The sequence below is a fragment of the Microvirga sp. CF3016 genome, from assembly GCF_036314085.1.
Lineage (GTDB): Bacteria > Pseudomonadota > Alphaproteobacteria > Rhizobiales > Beijerinckiaceae > Microvirga.
The window spans coordinates 20,890-41,735 of sequence record NZ_JAYGGM010000008.1; the positions used below are offsets into that span (position 1 = coordinate 20,890).

Sequence of the window (20,846 nt, forward strand, 5' to 3'; positions counted from 1 at the left end):
TTATTGCAATGCAACACGGCGATTGGCGTCGCAGCGTTGCTGCCCTTCTTGGGCGTTTCCTCCCTAAACTTCGGGCCGTTGGCAACAACGGCCTTTTTTCTTGTCGAGCGCAGGAGGAGCTGAGGCGCCAGGACCGGAACCTCGCGTTAACCCGGCGGTTCTCCCCCTTAGCGGAGCCCGGGAGAGTACGATGTCCACCCGTTCAGACAATCCTCATCATGCCGACATTCCTCCGACACGCACGGTCAAACCGATGGATGCGCCGCCGCTCACGGAGGGCTCGACCACGGCGCAGCTGAAGGGCGACATCAACAGCGGCCGCACGGGAGACAAGAACGTGGTATTCGATCCTGGGCTCTCCCCGCTCGGCACTGACGATGAGGCCGGCGGCACGCCACCGACCCCAGAACAGGTCGATCAGGCCCGTCACCAGGAATCCTCCGTGCGTTGGAAGGACGGCGCCGAAAAGGACAGTTATGCGCATCAGGATTCGCGCAAGGCCCTTTATGCTTTCGTCGGATTTATAGGCTTGGTGCTCGTTCTGTTCGTCGGCGCGTTTTCGATCTTCTGATCCGCGTCAAAGCGGCGCTACGCTGTCCCGAGTCACGAGTTCCGTCTCCAGACGGATTCGCTTGGGCGATGGGCGGCCCTGCAGAAGATCGATCAGGGCCGACGCCGCCGCCTGCCCCAATTCCCGCCGCGGCTGATGGATCGTGGTCAGCGACGGCTCGGCCACGGCGGCAAACTCGATATCGTCGAACCCGGCCACTGAGACATCGTCGGGGACTTTGAGTCCCGCGGAGAACAGGGTGCGCATCAAACCGATGGCCATCTCATCGCTGGTGCAGAACACGGCTGTCGGCCGATCGGATCGTGCCACCAAATCCTGTCCTGCCCGCATGCCGGCCTCGATGGTGTAATCCCCTGGAAGGACCAGAGCCGGATCGAAGGGCAGGCCTGCGGTTTCCAACCCATCCTTGAATCCCTGAAAGCGTTCGCGCTCGAGAATATTGGCGGCCGGGCCGCTCACGTAAGCGATGCGGCGATGCCCCAAAGAGGCCAGATGCTGCGTCATGCGGAAGGCTGCGGCGCGGTTGTCGATCTCGATCTGCGGAATGTCGGCGCCCGGGATCGCCTCGCAGAGCGCGACGAGCGGGATCGAGATCCGGGCCGGCTTTCCCTCCCCTTCGCGGCTCTGCCCGAACAGGTGACCGTTCAACAGGATGGCGCCATCGACCCGTCCGGCGGCCGTGAACGCTGCGAAATGCGCTTCCTTCTCGGGTGATCCGTCAAGGTCGCTGATGATCATGCCATAGCCGGCCTCGAAGAGAGTTTCCTCGATGCCGCGCAGAATCTTGGAAAAGAAGGTGTTCGCAAGGTCCGGCAGGACGACCAGCACCATATAGGTCTTCTGCGAGCGCAGAGTGCGTGCGGCGGGGTTGGGCACGTAGCCGGTCTTGACGATGGCCTCCAGGACCCGCGCACGGGCCTCGGGCGAGACCCGCTCCGGCGTGGCGAGAGCCCGGCTGACCGTCGCTGTCGAAACATCGGCGAGCTTGGCGACATCCTGAATCCGTGCCGCCCGAATGGAAAGCCCCCTCTGCTCCGGCCCGTCCTTTTGCCCTATGTCGTCCATGGACCTCCCCCTACCATGGTTCTGTTTGACAGAAGCTGCCGTTTCGGTAAAGTTTCATGTAATCGATTACATAGGGCCGTTGCCGCGCCCTTCGATAGCTCTAGATCGTCAAATGTCCCGACAGAGGACAAACCGACAAGCCAGGAGGAAACGAATGCCAGCGCACCCGCCGTCTAGCTGATCCTCGTACCCGCAGCCTTCGACGACCGCCTTCCCTAGCGGAAGCGAGCGATGCCGCTCATCCGGAGCCGTTTATGGAATCCGTTCTTCGCGCAGAGAACATCTCCAAGTCCTTCGGGCCTATCGAGGTCCTGAGCGGTATTTCGCTGGATCTCAAGCCTGGCGAGGTCCATGCGGTCATCGGCGAGAACGGGGCCGGCAAATCGACCCTGATGCGTATTCTGTCCGGCCACATCGCACCCACGAAGGGCACCCTGCATCTGAACGGCCAGCCGATCACCTTCTCAGGGCCGGTCGACGCGGAGAGCCACGGCATCGTTCTCGTACACCAGGAAATCCTCCTCGCTCCTGATCTCACGGTGGCCCAGAACCTCTTCCTCGGCCGCGAGATCCGGCGGTTCGGCTTCGTCGACGACAGAGCCATGCGCGAGCGGACACGGGCGATCCTGCGTGAGCTGGGCACGGGAATCGACCCTGACCGGGAGGTCAGCCGTCTGTCCATCGCCGACCGGCAGCTGGTGCAGATCGCCCGCGCGCTTCTCGTGCCGCACAAGGTGGTCGCCTTCGACGAGCCGACGGCGGTTCTCACGCCGGTCGAGGCCGAGAGCCTGTTCGAGATCATCCGCAAGCTTCGCGCCCAGGGCGTGGCGGTGCTCTACATCTCGCATCGCCTGAACGAGGTGAAGGCGGTTTCCGATCGCGTCACCGTTCTGCGCGACGGCCGCCACATCGCGACCCGCGACATCGAAGGACTGGAGCCCCTCGAGATGGCTCGCCTCATGGTCGGCCGCGACATGTCCAAGCTCTATCCGGAGAAGCCCACCACTGCCTCCGATCAACCGCTTCTGAGCGTCCGCGACATGGCCGTGCCCGGCTATGTGGAGAACGCCTCCTTCACGTTGCATCGAGGCGAGATCCTCGGCTTCGGTGGCCTGATCGGGGCGGGCCGCACGGAATTGTTCGAAGCGCTCGTGGGCCTTCGCCCTGGGCACGGCACGATCACTCTCGACGGCAAGGCGGTCCATTTCCGCGATGCCCGCGAGGCAATGGCAGCCGGCATCGTCTATCTCTCCGAGGACCGCAAGGGCAAAGGCCTGCTGCTGCAGCAGAACCTTCGGGTCAATTTGACCCTCGCGGCCCTGGAAAAGTTCAGCCGCGGATCCTTCATCGACGGAAGCGGCGAGGAGACGGCCCTCGACAAAGCGATCAAGGATTTCGACATCCGCACCCGCCGCCGAGATCTCCTGGCGGGACAGCTTTCGGGTGGCAACCAGCAGAAGCTCCTGCTCGCCAAGATGATGCTGGTGGAGCCGCGCATCGTCATCATCGACGAGCCGACGCGCGGCGTCGATATCGGCACCAAGGAGCAGATCTACCGCTTCATCGCCTCGCTTGCCGCCGAAGGCCGCGCCGTCGTCGTCATCTCCTCCGAGATGCAGGAGCTGATCGGCCTGTGCCATCGCGTCGTCGTGATGCGCAACGGGCGCGTGGCCGGCGAGGTCGCGCAAGCCGATCTGTCGGAAGATTCAATCGTTTATCTCGCCACTGGCGTCCATGAGGAAAGGGCGGCGGAAATCGCCGCAGGCCACGCATGACCGAAACCGTGCTTCGCTCGAGCGCTGAAAAGCGCCGGTTCAACATCGATATGCGGGCGCTCTCTCCGTTCATCGCGCTTATTGTGCTCATCATCGCGGGCACGCTGATCAATCCGGATTTCCTGACCGCTTCGAACCTGCTCAACGTGGTGACCCGCTCGGCCTTCATCGCGATCATCGCGGTTGGCGCGACCTTCGTGATCGCCGGCGGCGGGCTCGATCTCTCCGTCGGCTCCATGGCGGCGCTGACGGCCGGCGTCATGATCCTGACCCTGAACAATCTCGGCGGTGGGGATGTTGGAACGCTCGCGCTCGGCATGCTCGCGGCTATCGCCCTGAGCGCCGCCTGCGGCCTGGCGAACGGTCTCATCGTGACCTTCGGGCGCATCGAGCCCTTCATAGTGACCCTCGGCACCATGGGCATCTTCCGATCGCTCGTGATCTGGCTGGCGGCGGGCGGCACCATCACCATGCGCAACTTCGACCTGCGCGAACTCTATCGCCCGGTTTATTTCGGCAGCGTCTTCGGCATTCCGGTTCCGATCATCGCCTTTTTGCTGGTGGCCGCCATCGGCGCGCTGATCCTCTATCGTACGTCCTTCGGCCGCCACGTGGTGGCGCTCGGCTCCAATGAGGACGTGGCTCGCTATTCGGGTGTGCCGATCTGGCGCGTGCGGACGCTGACCTACATCATCCAGGGCATCTGCGTCGGCATCGCGGTTCTGGTCTACGTGCCGCGTCTCGGCTCGGCTACGCCGACGACCGGACTTTTGTGGGAATTGCAGGCCATCACGGCCGTCGTTATCGGCGGCACGGCCCTCAAGGGCGGCATCGGCCGCATCTGGGGCACGGTGGTCGGCGCGGTCATCCTCGAACTCGTCGCCAATATCATGGTGCTGTCGAACTTCGTCTCCGAGTTTCTCGTGGGCGCGGTTCAAGGTGCCATCATCATTATCGCCATGCTCGTGCAGCGGTCAGTCCACCGCGGGCGATGAAGCCGGTGCGGGCCTGCCGGACAAGGGATAAAGGCCCCAAACCAACCCTCCAGGGAGGAATGAGATGAAAGCAACGGTACTGAAGATCGCAATGGCTGCAGGCCTCATGGCTGGCGCTGCCACCGGCGCGATGGCCCAGCAGAAGAACGTGACGATCGGCGTCTCGATCCCGGCCGCAACCCATGGCTGGACCGGCGGCGTCGTCTATCACGCGCAGGAGACGGCCAAACAGCTCGAAAAGGGATATCCTGGCCTGAAGGTCATCGTGAAGACCTCGCCGGACGGCGCGTCGCAGGCCAATGCCATCGACGATCTGACCTCGCAGAAGGTCGATGCGCTCGTGGTCCTGCCCTTCAATTCCGATGAACTGACGAACCCCATGCGCGAGGTGAAGAAGCGCGGCACCTTCGTGACGATCGTCGACCGCGGCCTCAAGGATCCGTCGATCCAGGACATCTATGTCGCGGGCAACAACCCCGAATTCGGCCGCGTGGCCGGCAAGTACTTCGTCGACAACCTGAAGCAGGGCAACGTCGTCGTCTTCCGCGGCATCCCGACCGTGATCGACGAGGAGCGCGTGACGAACTTCGAGAAGGCCCTCGAAGGCTCGGGCGTGAAGGTGATCGACAAGCAATACGCCAACTGGAACCGGGACGATGCCTTCAAGGTAATGCAGGACTACCTCGCCAAGCATCCGAAGATCGACGCCGTCTGGGCCTCGGACGACGACATGGCGCTCGGCGTCATGGAAGCGATCCGTCAGGCCAAGCGCGAGGACATCAAGTTCGTCCTTGGCGGCGCCGGCATGAAGGACATGATCAAGAAGGTCATGGACGGCGACAAGATGATCCCGGCCGACGTGTCCTATCCGCCGTCGATGATCTCGACCGCCTTGGGCGTCACCGCGGCGCATTTCTACACCAACGCTCCCATGCGCGGCACCTACACGCTCAACGCCCAGCTGATCACGAAGGACAACGCCAAGGAACACTACTTCCCGAACTCGCCGTTCTAATCTGTCGACGTGGCTCTCGCCTCTCCGGCTTTAGGAGAGGCGAGGCAACGGCAAGCCGCGCAGATTCGGTGCGGCTTCCCCTTGCCGGTTCTTGCCTTCACACACGCCATCTCGGGAGTTCATCCATGAAAACCATGAAAGGCCCGGGTCTTTTCCTTGCGCAATTCGCAGGCGACGAGGCTCCGTTCAATTCGCTCGATGCGATCTGCAAATGGGCGGCCTCCCTCGGCTACAAGGGTGTTCAGATTCCCACCTGGGATCCGCGCCTGATCGATCTCAAGAAGGCGGCGGAGTCGGATGCCTATTGCGATGAGATCGCCGGCATCGTGCGCTCGCACGGCATGGAGATCACGGAGCTCTCCACGCATCTGCAGGGCCAGCTCGTCGCGGCTCATCCGGCCTATGACGAGGCCTTCGACGGGTTTGCGGCGCCCGAGGTGCGCGGCAATCCGAAGGCGCGCCAGGAATGGGCGGTCGACCAGATGCTGATGGCGGCGAATGCCTCCAGGCGCCTGGGCCTCAATGCCAGCGTCACCTTCTCGGGTGCGCTCGCGTGGCCGTTCATGTACCCCTGGCCGCAGCGTCCCGCCGGTCTCGTCGAGACCGCCTTCGAGGAGCTGGGCCGCCGGTGGAAACCGATCCTCGATGCGTATGAGGATGCAGGCTGCGATGTCTGCTACGAAATCCATCCCGGCGAGGACATTCACGACGGTGCCACCTTCGAGCGGTTCGTCGATGCGGTCGGCGAGCACAGGCGTGCCTGCATCAACTACGACCCGAGCCATTTCCTGCTGCAGCAGCTCGACTACGTCGCCTTCGTCGATCTCTATCACGAGCGCATCAAGGCTTTCCACGCGAAGGACGCGGAGTTCAACCCGTCCGGGCGCGTCGGCGTCTATGGCGGCTACGAGAGCTGGATCAATCGCGCCGGCCGCTTCCGCTCGCTGGGCGATGGGCAGGTGGATTTCAACGCCATCTTCTCGAAGCTCGCCCAGTACGACTACGATTCCTGGGCCGTCCTGGAATGGGAATGCGCCCTGAAGCATCCGGAAGACGGCGCGCGGGAAGGCGCCGAGTTCATCAAGGCCCATATCATCCGCGTCACGGAAAAGGCCTTTGACGATTTCGCCGCCGGCGGGACGGACGAGGCGGCCAACCGCCGGATGCTCGGCATCGACGCGGCATAAGCGACAAGGGGGCACACACATGACGATTGCTGGATCTCCGGATCAGAAGCTGAACCGCCGCTTGCGCCTCGGCATGGTCGGCGGCGGACGCGGCGCCTTCATCGGCGCCGTGCACCGGATCGCCGCCCGCCTCGACGACCGCTGGGAATTGGTGGCCGGCGCCCTCTCGTCCGATCCGGACCGGGCGAAGGCCTCGGGCGAGGATCTGCTGTTGAAGCCTGATCGCATCTATGGCGACTTCAACGAGATGGCGCGCCGCGAGCGGCGGCTGAAGGACGGCATCGACGCGGTGGCGATCGTCACGCCCAATCACGCCCATGCAGCCGCTGCACGCGCCTTCCTGAAGGCCGGCATCCATGTGATCTGCGACAAGCCGCTCACGACGACGCGGCGCGAGGCCGATCAGCTCGCGAAGCTCGCGCGCGAATCCGGCCTCATCTTCGCGGTCACGCACAACTACACGGGCTATCCGCTCGTGCGGCAGGCCCGCGCCATGGTGCAGGCCGGCGAGCTCGGGGCGATCCGGGTGGTGCAGGTGGAATACGCCCAGGACTGGCTTGCCACCCGAATGGAGGAGACCGGCAGCAAGCAGGCGGAATGGCGCACGGATCCGGCCCGCTCGGGTCCTGCCGGCGCCGTCGGCGACATCGGCACCCACGCCTTCAATCTCGCCGAGTTCATCGTGGGCGACGAAGTCGCGTCCTTGTCGGCGGAGCTGCACACCTTCGTGGAGGGCCGCAGGCTCGACGACAATGCCCATATGATGCTGCGCTTCGCGTCGGGCGCCAAAGGCATGCTCTGGTGCAGCCAGGTGGCGGCAGGGCTCGAAAACGGCTTGCGCATTCGCGTCTATGGCGAGAAGGCCGGCCTCGAATGGCATCAGGAGAACCCGAACTACCTGACCTTCTCAGCCTTGGGCGAGCCGCCGCGCATCATCCGCCGCAACGGGAATGGGGCCGACGAGGTCTCGCGCGCTGCCTCGCGCATTCCGGGAGGACATCCGGAAGGCTACCTCGAAGGCTTCGCCCAGCTTTATACGGATGTCGCCGAGCAGATCGCCGCGCGGATCGAGAACCGCAAGCCCAATCCCCTCTCGCTGCAGGTGCCCACCGTCGAGCATGGCGTACGAGGGGTGCGCTTCATCGAGGCAGCGGTGCGCTCGTCGCAGCGCAAGGCGGCTTGGATCGACCTCTAGCCCTTGAGCGCAAGGGGCCGCTCTACCGGCCCCTTGTGCAACTCCCTTGAAATCGCTTCCGCAATCATGACCTATAGGGTGATCACGCCCAGACGCGGACGAAACGATTTCAAGATGGCTTCCACGCATCACCACCACGGCCTCGAGGACCTGAACGACACCCAGAAGCGGGTGCACCGGATTCTGTGCTCGGCCCAGAATCCGCTCTCGGCCTATGAGGTGCTCGACAAGATGCGGGCCAAGGGCGCCGTGACGCCCCCGACCGTCTATCGGTCCCTGGACAAATTGATCGAGAAGGGGCTGGCGCACCGGCTCGAGAGCCTCAACGCCTATGTGGCGTGCAAGCACCCCCATCACGAGCACGACATGGCGGCCTTCGCCATCTGCGAGAATTGCGGCTTGGTCAAAGAATTCACCGACCCGCATATCAGCGAGCGCCTCTCCCATTGGGGAGACGACCATGCGTTCTGCACCAAGAAGGTGACGGTCGAAATTCGCGGCCTCTGCGAGACCTGCTCGAAACAAGCTTAGCCTTAGGAACATCGGCGATCTCGATACGTTACTACGTAACTAATCTGGGAACGACAGCCCTTATTTGTGTCCAAACGCCAAATGTCTTTGCGGAATATGCACAGCTGCAAGTGCCTCCAGTAACGATAGCACATTGTCAGATTCGCATTTTACCTATATGAATATATAGGTTCCGTAATAACAGGAGTGTGGCTCATGAGCACCAAGGCCCTCAGGAAAGAAGAAGAGGAAAACCTCCTTCGCCGTGCAGACGATCTGTGCCGCCAGAACAATCTCAGGCTCACGCCGATTCGCGAGCGCGTCTATCGCGAGCTCGTCCAGAGCGGCGGACCGGTCGGCGCCTACGATCTGGTCGACCGTCTCAGCAGCGAGAAGAAGCGCCTCGCCCCGGTGACGATCTATCGTGCGCTCGACTTCCTGCGCGATGCCGGTCTCGTCCACCGGCTGGCGACCCAGAACTCCTACGTGATCTCCCACGGCCAGCCGGACGTGAACGCGATGAAGATCATGTTCGTCGATTCCAAGACGGGCGAAACCATCGAGGTTCACTCGACCGAAGTTGCAGAGGCCGTGAAGAAGGCTGCCGAGCAGGCCGGCTTCAAGTCCGTCTCCCCGTTCATGGAAGTCGAGGGCGAGATCGCCCATTAAGCGTCACAAGCAAAAGGCAGAGCCGCTCTTGGACCCTGCCTTTCGAGACTTGATACTTAAATGGCCGGGCAATGCCCGGCCATTTCCTTTTCTTGCTTTATTCCGCAGCCAGCGCCTGGCGATGGGGATGCTTCTCCTCCGCTCGGCCGGCCCGCACGGTTTCTTTCGAGATGAAGGTGTAGAACATCGGCACCACGAAAAGCGTGAAGATCGTGCCGATCGACATGCCCGACGCGATCACGAGGCCCATGGAGAAGCGAGCCGCCGCACCCGCACCGGCGGCATAGAGCAGCGGCGCGACGCCGAGCACCATGGCGGCCGTGGTCATGAGGATCGGGCGAAGGCGCACGCGCGCCGCCTCCTCGATGGCCTCGCGCTTGCTCACGCCATGCTTTTCCTTCTGCTCGTTGGCGAACTCCACCATCAGGATGCCGTGCTTGGTGATGAGCCCCACGAGGGTGATCAATCCGACCTGCGTGTAGATGTTCAGGGTCGCGAGCCCGAGATTCAGGAAGATCATGGCGCCGAACATGGAGAGCGGCACCGACATCATGATGATGAACGGATCGCGGAAGCTCTCGAACTGCGCCGCGAGCACCAGATAGATCACGATGACCGCGAGACCGAAGGCGAGGAAGATCGAGCTTCCCTCCTGAATCTCCAGGCGCGACTGACCGGCGTAATCCTCGTAGAAGCCCTGGGGCATGACCTCCTGCGCGATGGAACGCAGCGTCGCCAAGCCCTCCGACGTCGTGACGCCAGGCAGAGGCAGAGCCGAGAGAGTCGTCGAGTTCAACTGGTTGAACTGCTCGATCACGGCCGGCGCCGCGTCCGTCTTGATGCTCACCAGAGCGGAGAGCGGAACCATGGACCCGTCGGAGGCCCGGACGTAATATTCCCCAAGCCGCTCCGGATTCAGGCGGTCCTCCTGCCGGACCTGGCTGACCACGTCATAGCTCCGGTTGTCGCGGTCGAACTTCGAGATCGGCGCTCCGCCGACGAGCGCGCCGAGCGTGTTGCCGATTTCCGAGACCGGCACGCCGAGAGCGGCAGCGCGGTCACGATCCACCGTGATGCGAGCCCGGGGGGTCTCGTAGGAGATCGAGTTCTGAACCACGATGAACTTGCCGGATTTCATCGCGCGCTGGCGAATCTCTTCGCCAACTTCATAGGCCTGAGACGAGTCACCGATCGTGCGCAGCACATATTGGATCGGCAGACCGTCGCCGCCGCCGGGCAAGGACGGAGGCGCGAAGACGAAGGCCTGCACACCGGCGTTCTCGTTCAGGAGATTCTGGATTTCCTGCTTGGTCTGCTCGCCCTTCTTTTCACGCTCGCTCCATTCCTTCAGCTTGAAGCCGACGAATCCGCCGCCGCCGCCGTCGATACCGACGATGAGGAAGCTGTCGTCGATCTCAGGGATCTTTTCGGCGGCACCCGTGAACTGCTTGGAAAAGGCCTGCGTGTACTCGGCCGTTGCATATTTCGGCGCATTGACGAGGCCGAGATAGGCACCCTGATCCTCTTCGGGCGCCAGCTCCGAGGAGGTCTTGGTGAACAGGAAGGCCGTGGTGCCGAGGAGAACGGCAACGATGACCAGGGTCACGCCGCGATAATCCAGCGAGCCTTTCAGGCGTCTCGCATACCAGTTCTCGAGCCGCGTGAAGGTGCGGTCCACGAAGGCGGCAAACCGCCCTTGCGCACCGTGAGATTTCAGCAGCTTCGACGACATCATCGGCGAGAGCGTCACAGCCACGATGCCGGAGATGATCACCGATCCTGCGAGCGTGAAGGCGAACTCCCGGAACAGCGAACCCGTCAGGCCCTGCGTGAAGCCGATCGGCGCATACACGGCCGCCAGAGTGATCGTCATGGACACGATGGGGACGAAGATCTCCTTCATGCCCACGACGGCAGCTTCGACGGGCTTGAGCCCCTCCTCGATATGGCGGTGGATGTTCTCCAGCACCACGATCGCGTCGTCGACCACGAGGCCGATGGCGAGCACCATCGCCAGCAGGGTCAGGAGGTTGATGGAATAGCCCAGCGCATAGAGGAAGAAGCACACGCCGATGAGCGAGAGCGGGATCGTCACGATGGGAATGAGAACCGAGCGGAACGACCCCAGGAACAGCAGGATCACCACCACGACGATGAGTGCCGCTTCACCGATGGTCTTGAACACTTCCTCGATCGAAGCCGAGATGAAGTTCGACGCATCGTAGACGATCTCGACGTTCATGCCCTTGGGCAGGGTCGGACGGATCGAGTCGATGGCTTGCGTCACTGCCTCGGCCACGGTCAGCGGATTGGCCGACGGGGTCGGCGTGATGCCGATGAAGGTGCCCTGGCTGCCGTTGAAGCTGACGATGGTGTCCGTGCTCTCGGGCCCAAGTTCCACGTCGGCCACATCACGCAGGCGCACGACCTGGTCGCCCTCGGACCGGATCGGCAGCATGCTGAATGTCTCAGGCGTCTGCAGGGTGGTCTGCATGTCGAGCCTGTAGGCGACGTATTCGCTCTGGGTCTTGCCGGGAGCCGCAAGGAAGTTGTTGGCGTTGATCGCCTGGACGACGTCGCCGGCCGTGACGCCACGGGCGGCCAGACGCACGGGATCGATCCAAACGCGCATGGAGAAGTCGCGCCCGCCGAGGATCTCGGCGTTGCCGACGCCTTCGAGCGTCGCGAAGCGCGGCTGCACCACGCGGGTCAGGAACTCGGAGACCTGCTCCGGATTCATCTCCGTGCTGCCGAAGGTGATATACATGAGGGCGAAGCTCTGGCCCGTGCCCTTCATGATCACCGGGTCTTCGGCATCCGAGGGGAGCTGCGCGCGAACCTGCTGCACCTTCGCGGTGACTTCGGTGAGCGCCGCGTTCGGATCCGTGTTCAGGCGCATGCGCACGGACACCGTGCTGATGCCGAGACGGCTCTGCGTCGTTACGTAGTCCACGCCCTCCGCGCTCGAGACGGACTTGGCGATGGGCGTGCTGATGAAGCCCTGGATCAGATCGGCGCTCGCACCTGTATAGGTGGTCGTGATCGTGATCGTGGTTTCCTCGACCTCCGGATACTGACGCACCTGCAGGTTCATCAGCCCCTGCGCGCCGAGCAGCAGGATCAGGAGGCTCACCACCATCGACAGGACGGGGCGGCGGATGAAAAGTTCTGTGAAACTCATGGCTTATGCCTATTGCCCGCTCGCCAGCTTCGACCCGTCGAGCTTCGTCACATCAATGGAATTGTCGATTTTCACGGTCGCGCCGGATTGCAGCTTGTTCTGCCCGGAGGCGACCACCTGCTGGCCCGGATTGACGCCGGAGACGATCTCGAGGGCACCGCCACGGCGGCGGCCGGTTTTGACGAAAACCTGCTTGACCACTTGGACCTGCTGGCCCTGCTTCTCTTCCTGGTCGATCGTATAGACGTAATCGCCGTAGAGGCTGGCGATGACGGCCGTCTGCGGCACCGTCATGACGTTGGGCTGCTCCGGCAGGATCACCTCCACGTGAAGGAACTGACCCGGAAGAATGGCGCCGTCCTTGTTGTCTTCGACGAGGGCTTGGACCGAGACGAGGCGGGTCTTGGGATCGACGCGCGGATCCTTGCCGGTGACGCGGCCCTTGAACGGAAGGTTGCTCTCGGTCGTGCCGATGCGAACCTCCTGGCCGAGATTGATCTCGCCGGCCCGCTGCTCCGGAACCGTGAAATCGACCTTCATCGACGACAGATCCTGGAAGCTCGCAATGACGGTTCCGGGCTGCAGGTACTGTCCGACATCGATGCGCGGAATGCCGATCACGCCCGAGAAGGGCGCCTTCAGGGCCTTCTGCTCGATGGTCGCCTGGAGGCGCGCCAGGCGGGAGCGCGCCGCCGCGAGCAGGGCGCTGGCCTGGTCGAGATTGGCCTCGGTCCCATAACCGCGGGTCGACAGGGTCTTGGCGCGCTCGAAGCTGCTCTCGGCCGTTTTCACATTCGCCTGAACGTCCTGGATGTCCGCCCGCTCGACCGTGTCGTCGAGTTGCACGAGGACCTCGCCCCGGCGAACGCTCTGGTTCGCCTTGAACTTGATCTCGCTCACGATACCGGCGATCTCAAAAGCCAGCTCGACGCCGTTGGCGGCCTTGGCGGTGCCGATGGCGCTGATGCTCGGCGTCCAGGTCTTCGCCTCGACCTTGGCGGCCGAAACAGCCTGCGCCGGCTGCTGCATGGTGGCGAAGAACTGGGTGATCATCTTGTCGCGGAAAAAGTTGAACCAGACCAAACCGGCGCAAAGTCCGATTGCAAGAATGAACACAAGAGCAACTACAATGCGCCGTTTCATAGGCTTTTTCCGAGAGTTAGGGCTCGTCCGCGAGCCCTGTACGACTATTGTGGGTGCGGCAACAGCGTACTTTATCTTGACGCCGGAGCCATGAGAGAGGATTTATATACCGTCTGGACGGTTTAGTTGCAAGTGCGGCGACGCACAAGACAAGAGATGTAGATGCTGTTTTCCTGTACCAGAGGCCGCAAAAGTTCACGAGAAAAAATTCTTGATGCGGCTGCCGAACTCGTCGGCGAAATCGGCGCCGGCCGACTGACGCTTGAATCCGTGGCCGAGCGCGCCGGACTCAGCAAGGGCGGGCTTCTTTACAATTTCCCGACCAAGGATGCGCTGCTCCAGGCCATGATCCAGCGCATGATCGACCAAGTTGCCACCGAAAAGGACGTATTGCGGGAAACCACCGCCCCCGGCCCGAACCGCGAGGCCCGGGTGGTGACGAAGACCCTGCTCAATATCTGCTGCGGCGGCAAGATGCAGGACATGGCCACTGGAATGATGGCGGCGACCGCCGAGAATCCCAGCCTTCTCGATCCGGTCCGTCAGGTGATCAGCACCACCCTGGAGCAGCTGAAGGCAAGCTCGGACGATCTGGATTCCGCCCTGCTCGGCTGGCTTGCCACGGAAGGACTGAGCAGCCTTGAGATGCACAAGCTCAGCCCGTTCTCGGAGGAGGACCGGGAGCGGATCGTGAAGGCGATCGACCGCCTCGTGACCAAGGGCATCGCTGAGTAAGGCATTTTCGGCTTCAGGCTATCCAGGACGGATCGCTCAGAACTTCATCGGTATGCTCTCCGAGGCGCGGAGAGGGCCGGCCGGCCGCCATCGGCTGCCCATCCATCACGATCGGCGAGCGGACGGACGGAATGGCCCCACCCCTGGCCGCCTGGGAGGGCAGATCGATCCTCAAGCCACGGGCAATGACCTGCGGATCATCGAACACGTCGGCGACCGTGTTGATGGGACCGGCCGGAACCCCCTGCCCTTCGAGGGCGGACAGCAGATCCTCGCGCGTGAACTTCAGCGTCAGTTCCGTCAGCAGCGGAACGAGTTCGGCCCGGTGGCCGACCCGGCTCGCATTGGTGCGGAAGCGCTCGTCCTGTGCCAGTTCGGGCCGTCCCAGAATGGAGACGAAACGGGCGAACTGCCCGTCATTGCCCACCGCCACGATCACATGGCCGTCCGCGACGGGAAAGACCTGGTAGGGCACGATGTTGGGATGGGCATTGCCCATGCGGCGCGGCGATTTCCCTGACACCAGATAGTTCATGGCTTGGTTGGCGAGCACGCTCGTCTGTACGTCGAGAAGCGCCATGTCGAGATGCGCCCCCTCGCCGGTCTGGTCCCGCCGGCGCAGGGCAGCCAGGATGCCGACCACGGAATAGACACCAGTAAAGATGTCCACATAGGCCACGCCGATCTTCTGCGGCTCGCCCTCAGGATCTCCTGTCAGATCCATGATGCCCCCGAGGCCCTGGATCATGAAATCGTAGCCGGCCCGGGCGGCATAGGGGCCGTTCTGCCCGAAGCCCGTGATCGAGCAATAGACGAGGCGCGGATTGACGGCTTTGAGACTGTCGTAATCGAGCCCGTATTTCTTGAGCCCCCCGACCTTGAAGTTCTCGATCACCACGTCGGCGTGGGCTGCGAGCCTGCGCACGAGGTCCTGCCCTTCGGGCGTCTCGAAATCGACCGCGATGGATCGTTTGCCGCGATTGCAGGAATGGAAATAGGCCGCCGAGAGGTGGTCGCCTTCCGCCCCTTCGACGAAGGGCGGGCCCCATCCGCGGGTATCGTCGCCGGCCCCGGGGCGCTCCACCTTCACCACGTCGGCCCCGAGATCGGCCAGCAGCTGACCGACCCAGGGGCCCGCGAGAATGCGCGCAAGTTCGAGGACTTTGAGGCCTTCGAGCGGTTTCATGACATTCAGTCCATCACGGCATCGAGGCCGCGCTTCAATCCGATGAAGGACGGAACGCGACGGGCCGCCAGCAGCGTGCCGGCCACATAGGGCGCAGCCGAGGAGCCTGCATCGTGGCGGATCACGAGCCGCTCATTGTCCGCTCCGAACACGGCCTCGCAGGAGAGGACGAAGGAGGGCATGCGCACCGAATGAACCTGCACGGGCTCCCGGGCGCCGAGCGAGCCGCCGCGGGTTTCGCGCACGCCGGTGAGGTCCTGGATCGGCTTCGCCGTCGCCGGCAGGCGCACCTCGCTCAAGAGCTCGGCCAGCTCACGGGCCGTGCCGGAGGGCGTATCGGGCTTCTTGGCGGACGCGTAATCGATGACCTCGACGTCCGGGACATAGCGGGCCGCCTCCAAAGCGAAGCGACGCAGCAGGGTCGCCGTGATCGAGAAGTTGCCGGCAGCGAGCACCCCGCGCTCGGCTTTGAGGGCATGACGATCAATCTCCGCGTAATCTTCGGCGGACAGACCGGACGTGCCGACGACCACATGCCGGCCCCGCGCGAGCGCGGTCATCGTATGTGCCTTGACGGCGCCGGGCTTGGTGTAGTCGATCACCACATCGGACGGCACCTGCAAGGCCTCCTCCAACGTGGCGCTGACCGGAACCCCGAGGGTCACCAGCCCGGCAGCCTCGCCCGCATCCTGGCCCGCCGCGCCGCGACTGACCGCTCCTGCCAGCACGAGATCGTCGGACGCGGCGATCGCCGCCACGAGGGCCTTGCCGACCCAGCCGGTCGAGCCTGCCAGGGTGATCCGGATTGACATGAGCTACCAGCCTTGTCTCAGAAGAATGCCTGCAGGCCGGTCTGCGCGCGGCCCAGAATAAGGGCGTGCACGTCATGCGTGCCCTCATAGGTGTTCACGGTCTCCAGGTTCTGCGCATGGCGCATGACATGATATTCCTCTTGGATGCCATTTCCGCCATGCATGTCGCGGGCCACACGGGCGATCTCCAGCGCTTTGCCGCAATTGTTGCGCTTGACCAGCGAGATCATCTCCGGCGCCACGCGGCCCTCGTCGAAGAGACGGCCGACACGCAAGCTTGCATGCAAGCCGAGGGTGATCTCGGTCATCATGTCGGCGAGCTTCTTCTGCACGAGCTGGGTCGCGGCAAGCGGCCGATCGAACTGCTTGCGGTCCAGAGTGTATTGGCGCGCCCGGTGCCAGCAATCCTCCGCCGCGCCCAGGGAGCCCCAGGAGATGCCGTAGCGGGCCCGGTTGAGGCAGCCGAACGGCCCCTTCAGGCCCGACACGTTGGGAAGCAGCGCATCCTCGCCCACCTCGACACCGTCCATGACGATCTCGCCGGTGATCGAGGCACGAAGGGAGAGCTTGCCGCCGATCTTCGGAGCCGAGAGGCCTTTCATGCCCTTCTCCAGCACGAAGCCGCGGATCTGGTTGTCATGAGCCTCGGACTTGACCCAGACCACGAAGACATCCGCGATGGGGGAATTTGAAATCCACATCTTGGAGCCGTTGAGGCGGTAGCCGCCGTCGGTCTTCACGGCACGGGTCTTCATTCCGGCCGGATCGGAGCCCGCGTCCGGTTCGGTGAGGCCGAAGCAACCCACGAACTCGCCGGAGGCGAGCTTGGGCAAGTATTTCCGGCGCTGCTCCTCGGAGCCATAGGCATAGATGGGATACATGACGAGGGATGACTGCACGCTCATCATGGAACGGTAGCCGGAATCAACCCGCTCCACCTCGCGCGCCACAAGGCCATAGGCGACATAGGAAGCCCCGGCGCACCCGTATTCCTCCGGCAGGGTCACGCCGAGAAGGCCCAGCTCTCCCATCTCGTTGAAGATGGCGCGATCGGTCTTCTCCTCGCGATAGGCCTCGATCACCCGCGGCAGAAGCTTGTCCTGGGCGTATGCGCGGGCCGTGTCGCGGATCATGCGCTCGTCATCGGTGAGGAGGTCGTCGAGGAGGAGCGGGTCATCCCACGTGAACTTCGCATATTCCTGAGCACCGGCCATGACGATCATCCTTCCCAGAGAGCGTGCGGTCAGCCGCGAGGCTAACCAAAGCTATGAATTTGGGCGGCAAAATCGCGCTGGACAGGGGAAATGTAAATCGACATCTTCGCAGCAGGTTATTCTCAAATGGAATGAACGTGTGTTTCGTCGCGGCTTTCTGCCCAATGTGGGCAATCTTCTGGCATTCGAGGCCACTGCCCGTCACGGCAGCGTATCGAGAGCCGCCGAGGAGTTGAACCTGACCCAGAGCGCCGTATCGCGGCAGATCCAGCAATTGGAAGAATCCCTTGGGGTCTCCCTGTTCAGCCGCTCCCGGCAGCGAGTCGTGCTCACCGACGTGGGTCGCATGTATGCCTCCCAGGTGCGCGGCACCCTGTCGGAACTCTCCGACGCCACCCATCAGGCCATCGCGCTCTCCGGAACGAGCGGGGTCCTGAATCTCGCCACCCTGCCGACCTTCGGCACCCGGTGGCTCATTCCGCGCATCCCCGATTTCTTTGCCCGGCACCCCGGCGCTACGGTGAACTTCGGTGTCCGCCTCGTGCCCTTCGACTTCGCGACCGATCCCTTCGATGCAGCCATTCATTTCGGCGAGCCGCATTGGCCTGGCGCAGTCTGCGAACTTCTCAGAACCGAAGAGGTCGTGCCAGTCTGCAGCCCGGCCTATCGTGCGCGCGAGAACCTGCATTCGCCTCAGAGCCTTACCCGCGCCACCCTGCTCCAGCAAAGCACCCGCCCGACCGCTTGGGCGGAGTGGTTCGCCAGCGTTGGGGTCGAGGTCGGAAATCCCTTGCGCGGCCCCCGTTTCGAGCAATTCGCCATGGTGGCCCAGGCCGCGGCGGCGGGATTAGGCGCCGCGCTCATCCCGCATTTCCTGATCGCCGATGAACTGGCTTCGGGACGCCTCGAGATTCTGTTTCCCGACACTCTGGTCAGTGGCGGCGCCTATTATTTGGTCTATCCCGAGCACAAGGCAGGAACCCCGCTGCTGCGCTCCTTCCGAGACTGGATCCTCGACGAAATCCGTCAGGGATAGACCCGCTTTGGCTTCATGGTGCGGAAGCTCAAGGTGAATGCCACAATCCCGCAGACCACGATGGCACTGACCATCGAGAGCGGCGTGCCGTTGTAGAAGGCGCTGACCAGCACGATGATCACGGCGCCGGTGCTGAGCTGCAGAGTTCCCATGAGGGCCGAAGCGGTTCCGGCCACGGGGCCATGTTCCTCGAGCGCGAGCACGGCCGTCGAGGGGATGACGAAGCCGAGGCAGCCGAACGACACGAAAAGCAGACCCCAGAGAACGAAGGCATTGTCGACGCCGAGGATCGTGAGCACGAACAGCAGGATCACCAGGGCGGCAAATCCGGAAATCGCGGTTCTCACTACCCGCTCTGCCCCGAAACGTCGCATGAAGACGCTGTTAAACTGCGCACTGCCGATGAAAGCGATGGCATTCGACGCGAAAACCATGCTGTAGGCTGAAGGCGTCAGGCCAAAATGCTCGATGAAGATGACCGATGAGCCGGCAAGATAGGCGAAGAAGCTCGCTTGGCTGAAACCGCCGATGAAGGCGAGCCCCAGGAAACGTCGATCCTTCAACAGGGTCCTGTAGGTGGCAAAGGCCTGACCAATGCCTTTTCGGCCCGCATCCGGTTTGTGGGTTTCGGGCAGGAGAAAGATGACGACGGCAAGACCCGCGAGGCCGATGGCGGCAATGGCCCAAAAGATCGCGCGCCAGGTGAAGAACGCCGTTAGGGTGCTGCCTGCGAGAGGCGCCAGAATGGGCGAGACGCTGAAGACCAGCATCGTCGTCGCCATCAAGCGCGCCGCCTCGTGTCCGGTATGCAGATCCCGGATGATCGCGCGGGGGATGACCATGACGGCGCAGGAACCGACGCCCTGCAGGAAGCGAAAGGCAATGAGCGTTTCCACATTGGGCGCGAAGCTGCAGCCGATGCCGGCGAGAATGAAGAGCCCCAGCCCGAAATAGAGCGGCGGCTTGCGCCCGAACCGGTCCGAGAGCGGGCCGTAGACGATCTGACAGACCGCAACCGCCAGGAAGAAGCTCATCAGGCTCATCTGCACGGCGCTGACATCGACCTGGAAATCGCGAGCAATGGCCGGGAAGGACGGCAGATACATGTCGATGGCGAACGGTCCGACAGCGGAAAGCATGCCGAGAACCAGCGCGTTGCGCAAAAAGGCGGACTTCATGAAGAACGGCTTTCTTGAGCCCTGGACGATGAGCCAGGATTGAGAAAACGGCCTGCTGACCAGGGAACGGGCAGGCAATCGGGGCGGAAAAAGGTTCCGGTTCATCTCCGGCCAGGAGCAGCGGAGGATGTTCGCCGCTTGTAAGCTCTCCGGCGTGCAGGTTCAAGGCACGTGTCGGTCGCCGCCGGATTATAGTCCGCTCTGGTCATGATGGTTACGGTTCGTTAACCATGAATGGTCATAGCTGATTAACCATCCGGCTGGTGGACCGATCTGTCAAAGACCCGTTCCCATGCGCGGCTGGCCCCAGAGTAAACAAAGTCCTACATGACCGCTTCGATGCCTCCGAATCAGATGAGCCTCAGCGTTTCGGAGGCGGCACCACCATCCGCTCCAGACCGTCGGAAGGCGACCTGCCTTCGCCGAGGGCTGAACGGCCTTGCTGCCGGGGCCGTTCTGATGGCTGTCTCGGCCTGTGCGGGCCGCTCGGATCTGGGCTATGCGAGCCTCATGTCGGAAGTTCCGGCAACACGTGCGATCATCGTTCCTCCACCGGGCGGGCCCTCCGTGGTGGCGGTTCTGCAGCAGCAGTTTCAGAACGGCCTTTCGCAGGAGATCGCCCTCTCCACGGCCTCCCTGACCACGGGACAGAACGCATTCTATGTCAGCCTGCTTAACAACACGGCCGGCAGCATGGAAATCCCGGATTCCCTGTCCTTACCCTCTCTGACGCCGGACCGGATCCAGCGGGAGATGGAGGAGAGGATGCCGGGCGTCGAGATGGAAACCTCACTGGTTTACGTGCAGAACAAATTCGGCCCCTTCGGCTTTGCCACAGGACGCTCTGCTACGGGCGATCTGTGTCTCTATGCCTGGCAGAAGATCGAGCCGGGCGAGCCGGCGATCTTCGTACCGGGAGGAAGCGTGTCGGTCCGCCTGCGCCTGTGCGATGCAGATGCCAACGTGGATCAACTGCTGCGTGTCTTCTACGGCTACACGATCGCCGCCTATTATCGTCAGGAATCCTGGAACCCTTACGGAGACCCGCCCTCGCCGCCGGCCAATTTCGGCGAGAAGGATGCACCCATGTATCCTCTGGGCCTCGGCGATGGCTCAGGAAGCACGACGGTCGTCCGGCGGCGGGACGTTGTCGGTGAAGCGCGCCGGGTTGCGCCTTCCGCGGGAGCCCCGGGGAGAACCATCGACAAGGATACGGTTGCGCCCGCTGTACCAAGTTCCACAGTGCCGCCGGTTACGGCACCGCCAAGCGGTTACCCAGTCGTGCCGCCGCCTCCGATCCAATAGCGTCGACGTCTTTTTTGGGAATGTTGTTATATTTAACAGCATTTTATTTACTGCTGTGACATTAGGCCTAAGCA

At 63.1% G+C, this 20,846-nt stretch carries 18 protein-coding genes and 1 pseudogene; 12 read left to right on the plus strand and 7 right to left on the minus strand.

The window, feature by feature from the left end; all coding sequences use genetic code 11:
- The first annotated feature begins 190 nt into the window (after positions 1 to 190).
- Positions 191 to 571, plus strand: coding sequence for a hypothetical protein (locus tag VB672_RS13205; RefSeq protein ID WP_329784659.1), 381 nt, complete (start codon positions 191 to 193; stop codon positions 569 to 571).
- Positions 572 to 577: 6 nt separating this feature from the next.
- Here the strand turns inward: VB672_RS13205 and VB672_RS13210 are convergent, their stop codons facing one another.
- On the minus strand, positions 578 to 1,636 hold the full coding sequence (locus VB672_RS13210; RefSeq protein WP_329784660.1) for a LacI family DNA-binding transcriptional regulator: 1,059 nt from the start codon (positions 1,634 to 1,636) through the stop codon (positions 578 to 580).
- Positions 1,637 to 1,890: 254 nt separating this feature from the next.
- Here VB672_RS13210 and VB672_RS13215 point away from each other — a divergent pair, with 254 nt between their 5' ends.
- From VB672_RS13215 to VB672_RS13245, 7 genes are all read left to right on the plus strand, one after another.
- Positions 1,891 to 3,411 carry a sugar ABC transporter ATP-binding protein gene (locus VB672_RS13215; RefSeq protein WP_329784661.1) on the plus strand — a complete coding sequence of 507 codons (1,521 nt, stop codon included), beginning with the start codon at positions 1,891 to 1,893 and terminating at the stop codon, positions 3,409 to 3,411.
- The gene (locus tag VB672_RS13220; RefSeq protein WP_329784662.1) at positions 3,408 to 4,406 is read left to right on the plus strand and encodes an ABC transporter permease; all 999 of its coding nucleotides are present in this window, start codon (positions 3,408 to 3,410) and stop codon (positions 4,404 to 4,406) included. The genes VB672_RS13215 and VB672_RS13220 overlap by 4 nt, the downstream gene beginning before the upstream one ends.
- A 64-nt stretch (positions 4,407 to 4,470) precedes the next feature.
- Positions 4,471 to 5,421 (plus strand): substrate-binding domain-containing protein, encoded by a 951-nt coding sequence (locus VB672_RS13225; RefSeq protein ID WP_329784663.1) that lies wholly within the window; start codon positions 4,471 to 4,473, stop codon positions 5,419 to 5,421.
- Between the two features lie 125 nt (positions 5,422 to 5,546).
- The gene (locus VB672_RS13230) at positions 5,547 to 6,608 is read left to right on the plus strand and encodes a sugar phosphate isomerase/epimerase family protein (RefSeq protein ID WP_329784664.1); all 1,062 of its coding nucleotides are present in this window, start codon (positions 5,547 to 5,549) and stop codon (positions 6,606 to 6,608) included.
- A gap of 19 nt (positions 6,609 to 6,627) precedes the next feature.
- Positions 6,628 to 7,803, plus strand: a complete 1,176-nt coding sequence (locus VB672_RS13235) for a Gfo/Idh/MocA family protein (protein WP_329784665.1) — start codon at positions 6,628 to 6,630, stop codon at positions 7,801 to 7,803.
- Between the two features lie 114 nt (positions 7,804 to 7,917).
- Positions 7,918 to 8,334, plus strand: coding sequence for a Fur family transcriptional regulator (locus tag VB672_RS13240; RefSeq protein ID WP_329784666.1), 417 nt, complete (start codon positions 7,918 to 7,920; stop codon positions 8,332 to 8,334).
- A gap of 195 nt (positions 8,335 to 8,529) precedes the next feature.
- The gene (locus VB672_RS13245) at positions 8,530 to 8,982 is read left to right on the plus strand and encodes a Fur family transcriptional regulator (RefSeq protein ID WP_009763185.1); all 453 of its coding nucleotides are present in this window, start codon (positions 8,530 to 8,532) and stop codon (positions 8,980 to 8,982) included.
- A 97-nt stretch (positions 8,983 to 9,079) separates the two neighbouring features.
- Here the strand turns inward: VB672_RS13245 and VB672_RS13250 are convergent, their stop codons facing one another.
- Positions 9,080 to 12,163 (minus strand): efflux RND transporter permease subunit, encoded by a 3,084-nt coding sequence (locus VB672_RS13250; RefSeq protein WP_329784667.1) that lies wholly within the window; start codon positions 12,161 to 12,163, stop codon positions 9,080 to 9,082.
- A gap of 9 nt (positions 12,164 to 12,172) precedes the next feature.
- Positions 12,173 to 13,306 (minus strand): efflux RND transporter periplasmic adaptor subunit, encoded by a 1,134-nt coding sequence (locus VB672_RS13255; RefSeq protein WP_329784668.1) that lies wholly within the window; start codon positions 13,304 to 13,306, stop codon positions 12,173 to 12,175.
- 162 nt (positions 13,307 to 13,468) lie between these two features.
- Here VB672_RS13255 and VB672_RS13260 point away from each other — a divergent pair.
- Together VB672_RS13260 and VB672_RS13265 are read left to right on the plus strand one after the other, a co-directional pair.
- Positions 13,469 to 13,594: pseudogene (locus VB672_RS13260) on the plus strand (hypothetical protein); the annotation flags it as partial.
- A 69-nt stretch (positions 13,595 to 13,663) separates the two neighbouring features.
- Positions 13,664 to 14,041, plus strand: coding sequence for a hypothetical protein (locus tag VB672_RS13265; protein ID WP_329784868.1), 378 nt, complete (start codon positions 13,664 to 13,666; stop codon positions 14,039 to 14,041).
- Positions 14,042 to 14,054: 13 nt separating this feature from the next.
- On the opposite strand, the gene VB672_RS13270 is transcribed toward VB672_RS13265, so the two are convergent.
- Genes VB672_RS13270 through VB672_RS13280 form a run of 3 tightly spaced genes read right to left on the minus strand, consistent with a single transcriptional unit; the run spans position 14,055 to position 17,253 of the window.
- On the minus strand, positions 14,055 to 15,227 hold the full coding sequence (locus VB672_RS13270) for a CaiB/BaiF CoA transferase family protein (RefSeq protein ID WP_329784669.1): 1,173 nt from the start codon (positions 15,225 to 15,227) through the stop codon (positions 14,055 to 14,057).
- Between the two features lie 5 nt (positions 15,228 to 15,232).
- Positions 15,233 to 16,039 (minus strand): 4-hydroxy-tetrahydrodipicolinate reductase, encoded by an 807-nt coding sequence (gene dapB, locus VB672_RS13275; protein WP_329784670.1) that lies wholly within the window; start codon positions 16,037 to 16,039, stop codon positions 15,233 to 15,235.
- Between the two features lie 17 nt (positions 16,040 to 16,056).
- The gene (locus VB672_RS13280) at positions 16,057 to 17,253 is read right to left on the minus strand and encodes an acyl-CoA dehydrogenase (RefSeq protein WP_329784671.1); all 1,197 of its coding nucleotides are present in this window, start codon (positions 17,251 to 17,253) and stop codon (positions 16,057 to 16,059) included.
- Between the two features lie 139 nt (positions 17,254 to 17,392).
- On the opposite strand from VB672_RS13280, the gene VB672_RS13285 reads away from it, so the two are divergent.
- Positions 17,393 to 18,289 (plus strand): LysR family transcriptional regulator, encoded by an 897-nt coding sequence (locus VB672_RS13285; RefSeq protein WP_329784672.1) that lies wholly within the window; start codon positions 17,393 to 17,395, stop codon positions 18,287 to 18,289.
- Here the strand turns inward: VB672_RS13285 and VB672_RS13290 are convergent.
- The gene (locus VB672_RS13290) at positions 18,280 to 19,467 is read right to left on the minus strand and encodes a multidrug effflux MFS transporter (protein ID WP_329784673.1); all 1,188 of its coding nucleotides are present in this window, start codon (positions 19,465 to 19,467) and stop codon (positions 18,280 to 18,282) included. The two genes, VB672_RS13285 and VB672_RS13290, sit on opposite strands and share 10 nt — an antisense overlap.
- A gap of 459 nt (positions 19,468 to 19,926) precedes the next feature.
- Between VB672_RS13290 and bcsN the strand changes: the two genes are divergently transcribed.
- A complete protein-coding gene (gene bcsN, locus VB672_RS13295) occupies positions 19,927 to 20,772 on the plus strand; it encodes a cellulose biosynthesis protein BcsN (protein ID WP_329784674.1) in 846 nt (281 codons plus the stop codon).
- The last annotated feature ends 74 nt before the right edge of the window (positions 20,773 to 20,846 follow it).

Excerpts from the sequence above, each read along its gene's own strand:
- VB672_RS13230 (WP_329784664.1), top strand. The coding sequence starts at position 5,547 with ATGAAAACCATGAAAGGCCCGGGTCTTTTCCTTGCGCAATTCGCAGGC.
- VB672_RS13205 (WP_329784659.1), top strand. The coding sequence starts at position 191 with ATGTCCACCCGTTCAGACAATCCTCATCATGCCGACATTCCTCCGACA.
- VB672_RS13225 (WP_329784663.1), top strand. The coding sequence starts at position 4,471 with ATGAAAGCAACGGTACTGAAGATCGCAATGGCTGCAGGCCTCATGGCT.
- VB672_RS13280 (WP_329784671.1), bottom strand. The coding sequence starts at position 17,253 with ATGGCCGGTGCTCAGGAATATGCGAAGTTCACGTGGGATGACCCGCTC.
- bcsN (WP_329784674.1), top strand. The coding sequence starts at position 19,927 with ATGGCTGTCTCGGCCTGTGCGGGCCGCTCGGATCTGGGCTATGCGAGC.
- VB672_RS13265 (WP_329784868.1), top strand. The coding sequence starts at position 13,664 with ATGATCGACCAAGTTGCCACCGAAAAGGACGTATTGCGGGAAACCACC.
- VB672_RS13215 (WP_329784661.1), top strand. The coding sequence starts at position 1,891 with ATGGAATCCGTTCTTCGCGCAGAGAACATCTCCAAGTCCTTCGGGCCT.
- VB672_RS13290 (WP_329784673.1), bottom strand. The coding sequence starts at position 19,467 with ATGAAGTCCGCCTTTTTGCGCAACGCGCTGGTTCTCGGCATGCTTTCC.
- VB672_RS13210 (WP_329784660.1), bottom strand. The coding sequence starts at position 1,636 with ATGGACGACATAGGGCAAAAGGACGGGCCGGAGCAGAGGGGGCTTTCC.
- VB672_RS13255 (WP_329784668.1), bottom strand. The coding sequence starts at position 13,306 with ATGAAACGGCGCATTGTAGTTGCTCTTGTGTTCATTCTTGCAATCGGA.
- VB672_RS13270 (WP_329784669.1), bottom strand. The coding sequence starts at position 15,227 with ATGAAACCGCTCGAAGGCCTCAAAGTCCTCGAACTTGCGCGCATTCTC.
- VB672_RS13245 (WP_009763185.1), top strand. The coding sequence starts at position 8,530 with ATGAGCACCAAGGCCCTCAGGAAAGAAGAAGAGGAAAACCTCCTTCGC.
- VB672_RS13235 (WP_329784665.1), top strand. The coding sequence starts at position 6,628 with ATGACGATTGCTGGATCTCCGGATCAGAAGCTGAACCGCCGCTTGCGC.
- VB672_RS13250 (WP_329784667.1), bottom strand. The coding sequence starts at position 12,163 with ATGAGTTTCACAGAACTTTTCATCCGCCGCCCCGTCCTGTCGATGGTG.
- VB672_RS13240 (WP_329784666.1), top strand. The coding sequence starts at position 7,918 with ATGGCTTCCACGCATCACCACCACGGCCTCGAGGACCTGAACGACACC.
- dapB (WP_329784670.1), bottom strand. The coding sequence starts at position 16,039 with ATGTCAATCCGGATCACCCTGGCAGGCTCGACCGGCTGGGTCGGCAAG.
- VB672_RS13220 (WP_329784662.1), top strand. The coding sequence starts at position 3,408 with ATGACCGAAACCGTGCTTCGCTCGAGCGCTGAAAAGCGCCGGTTCAAC.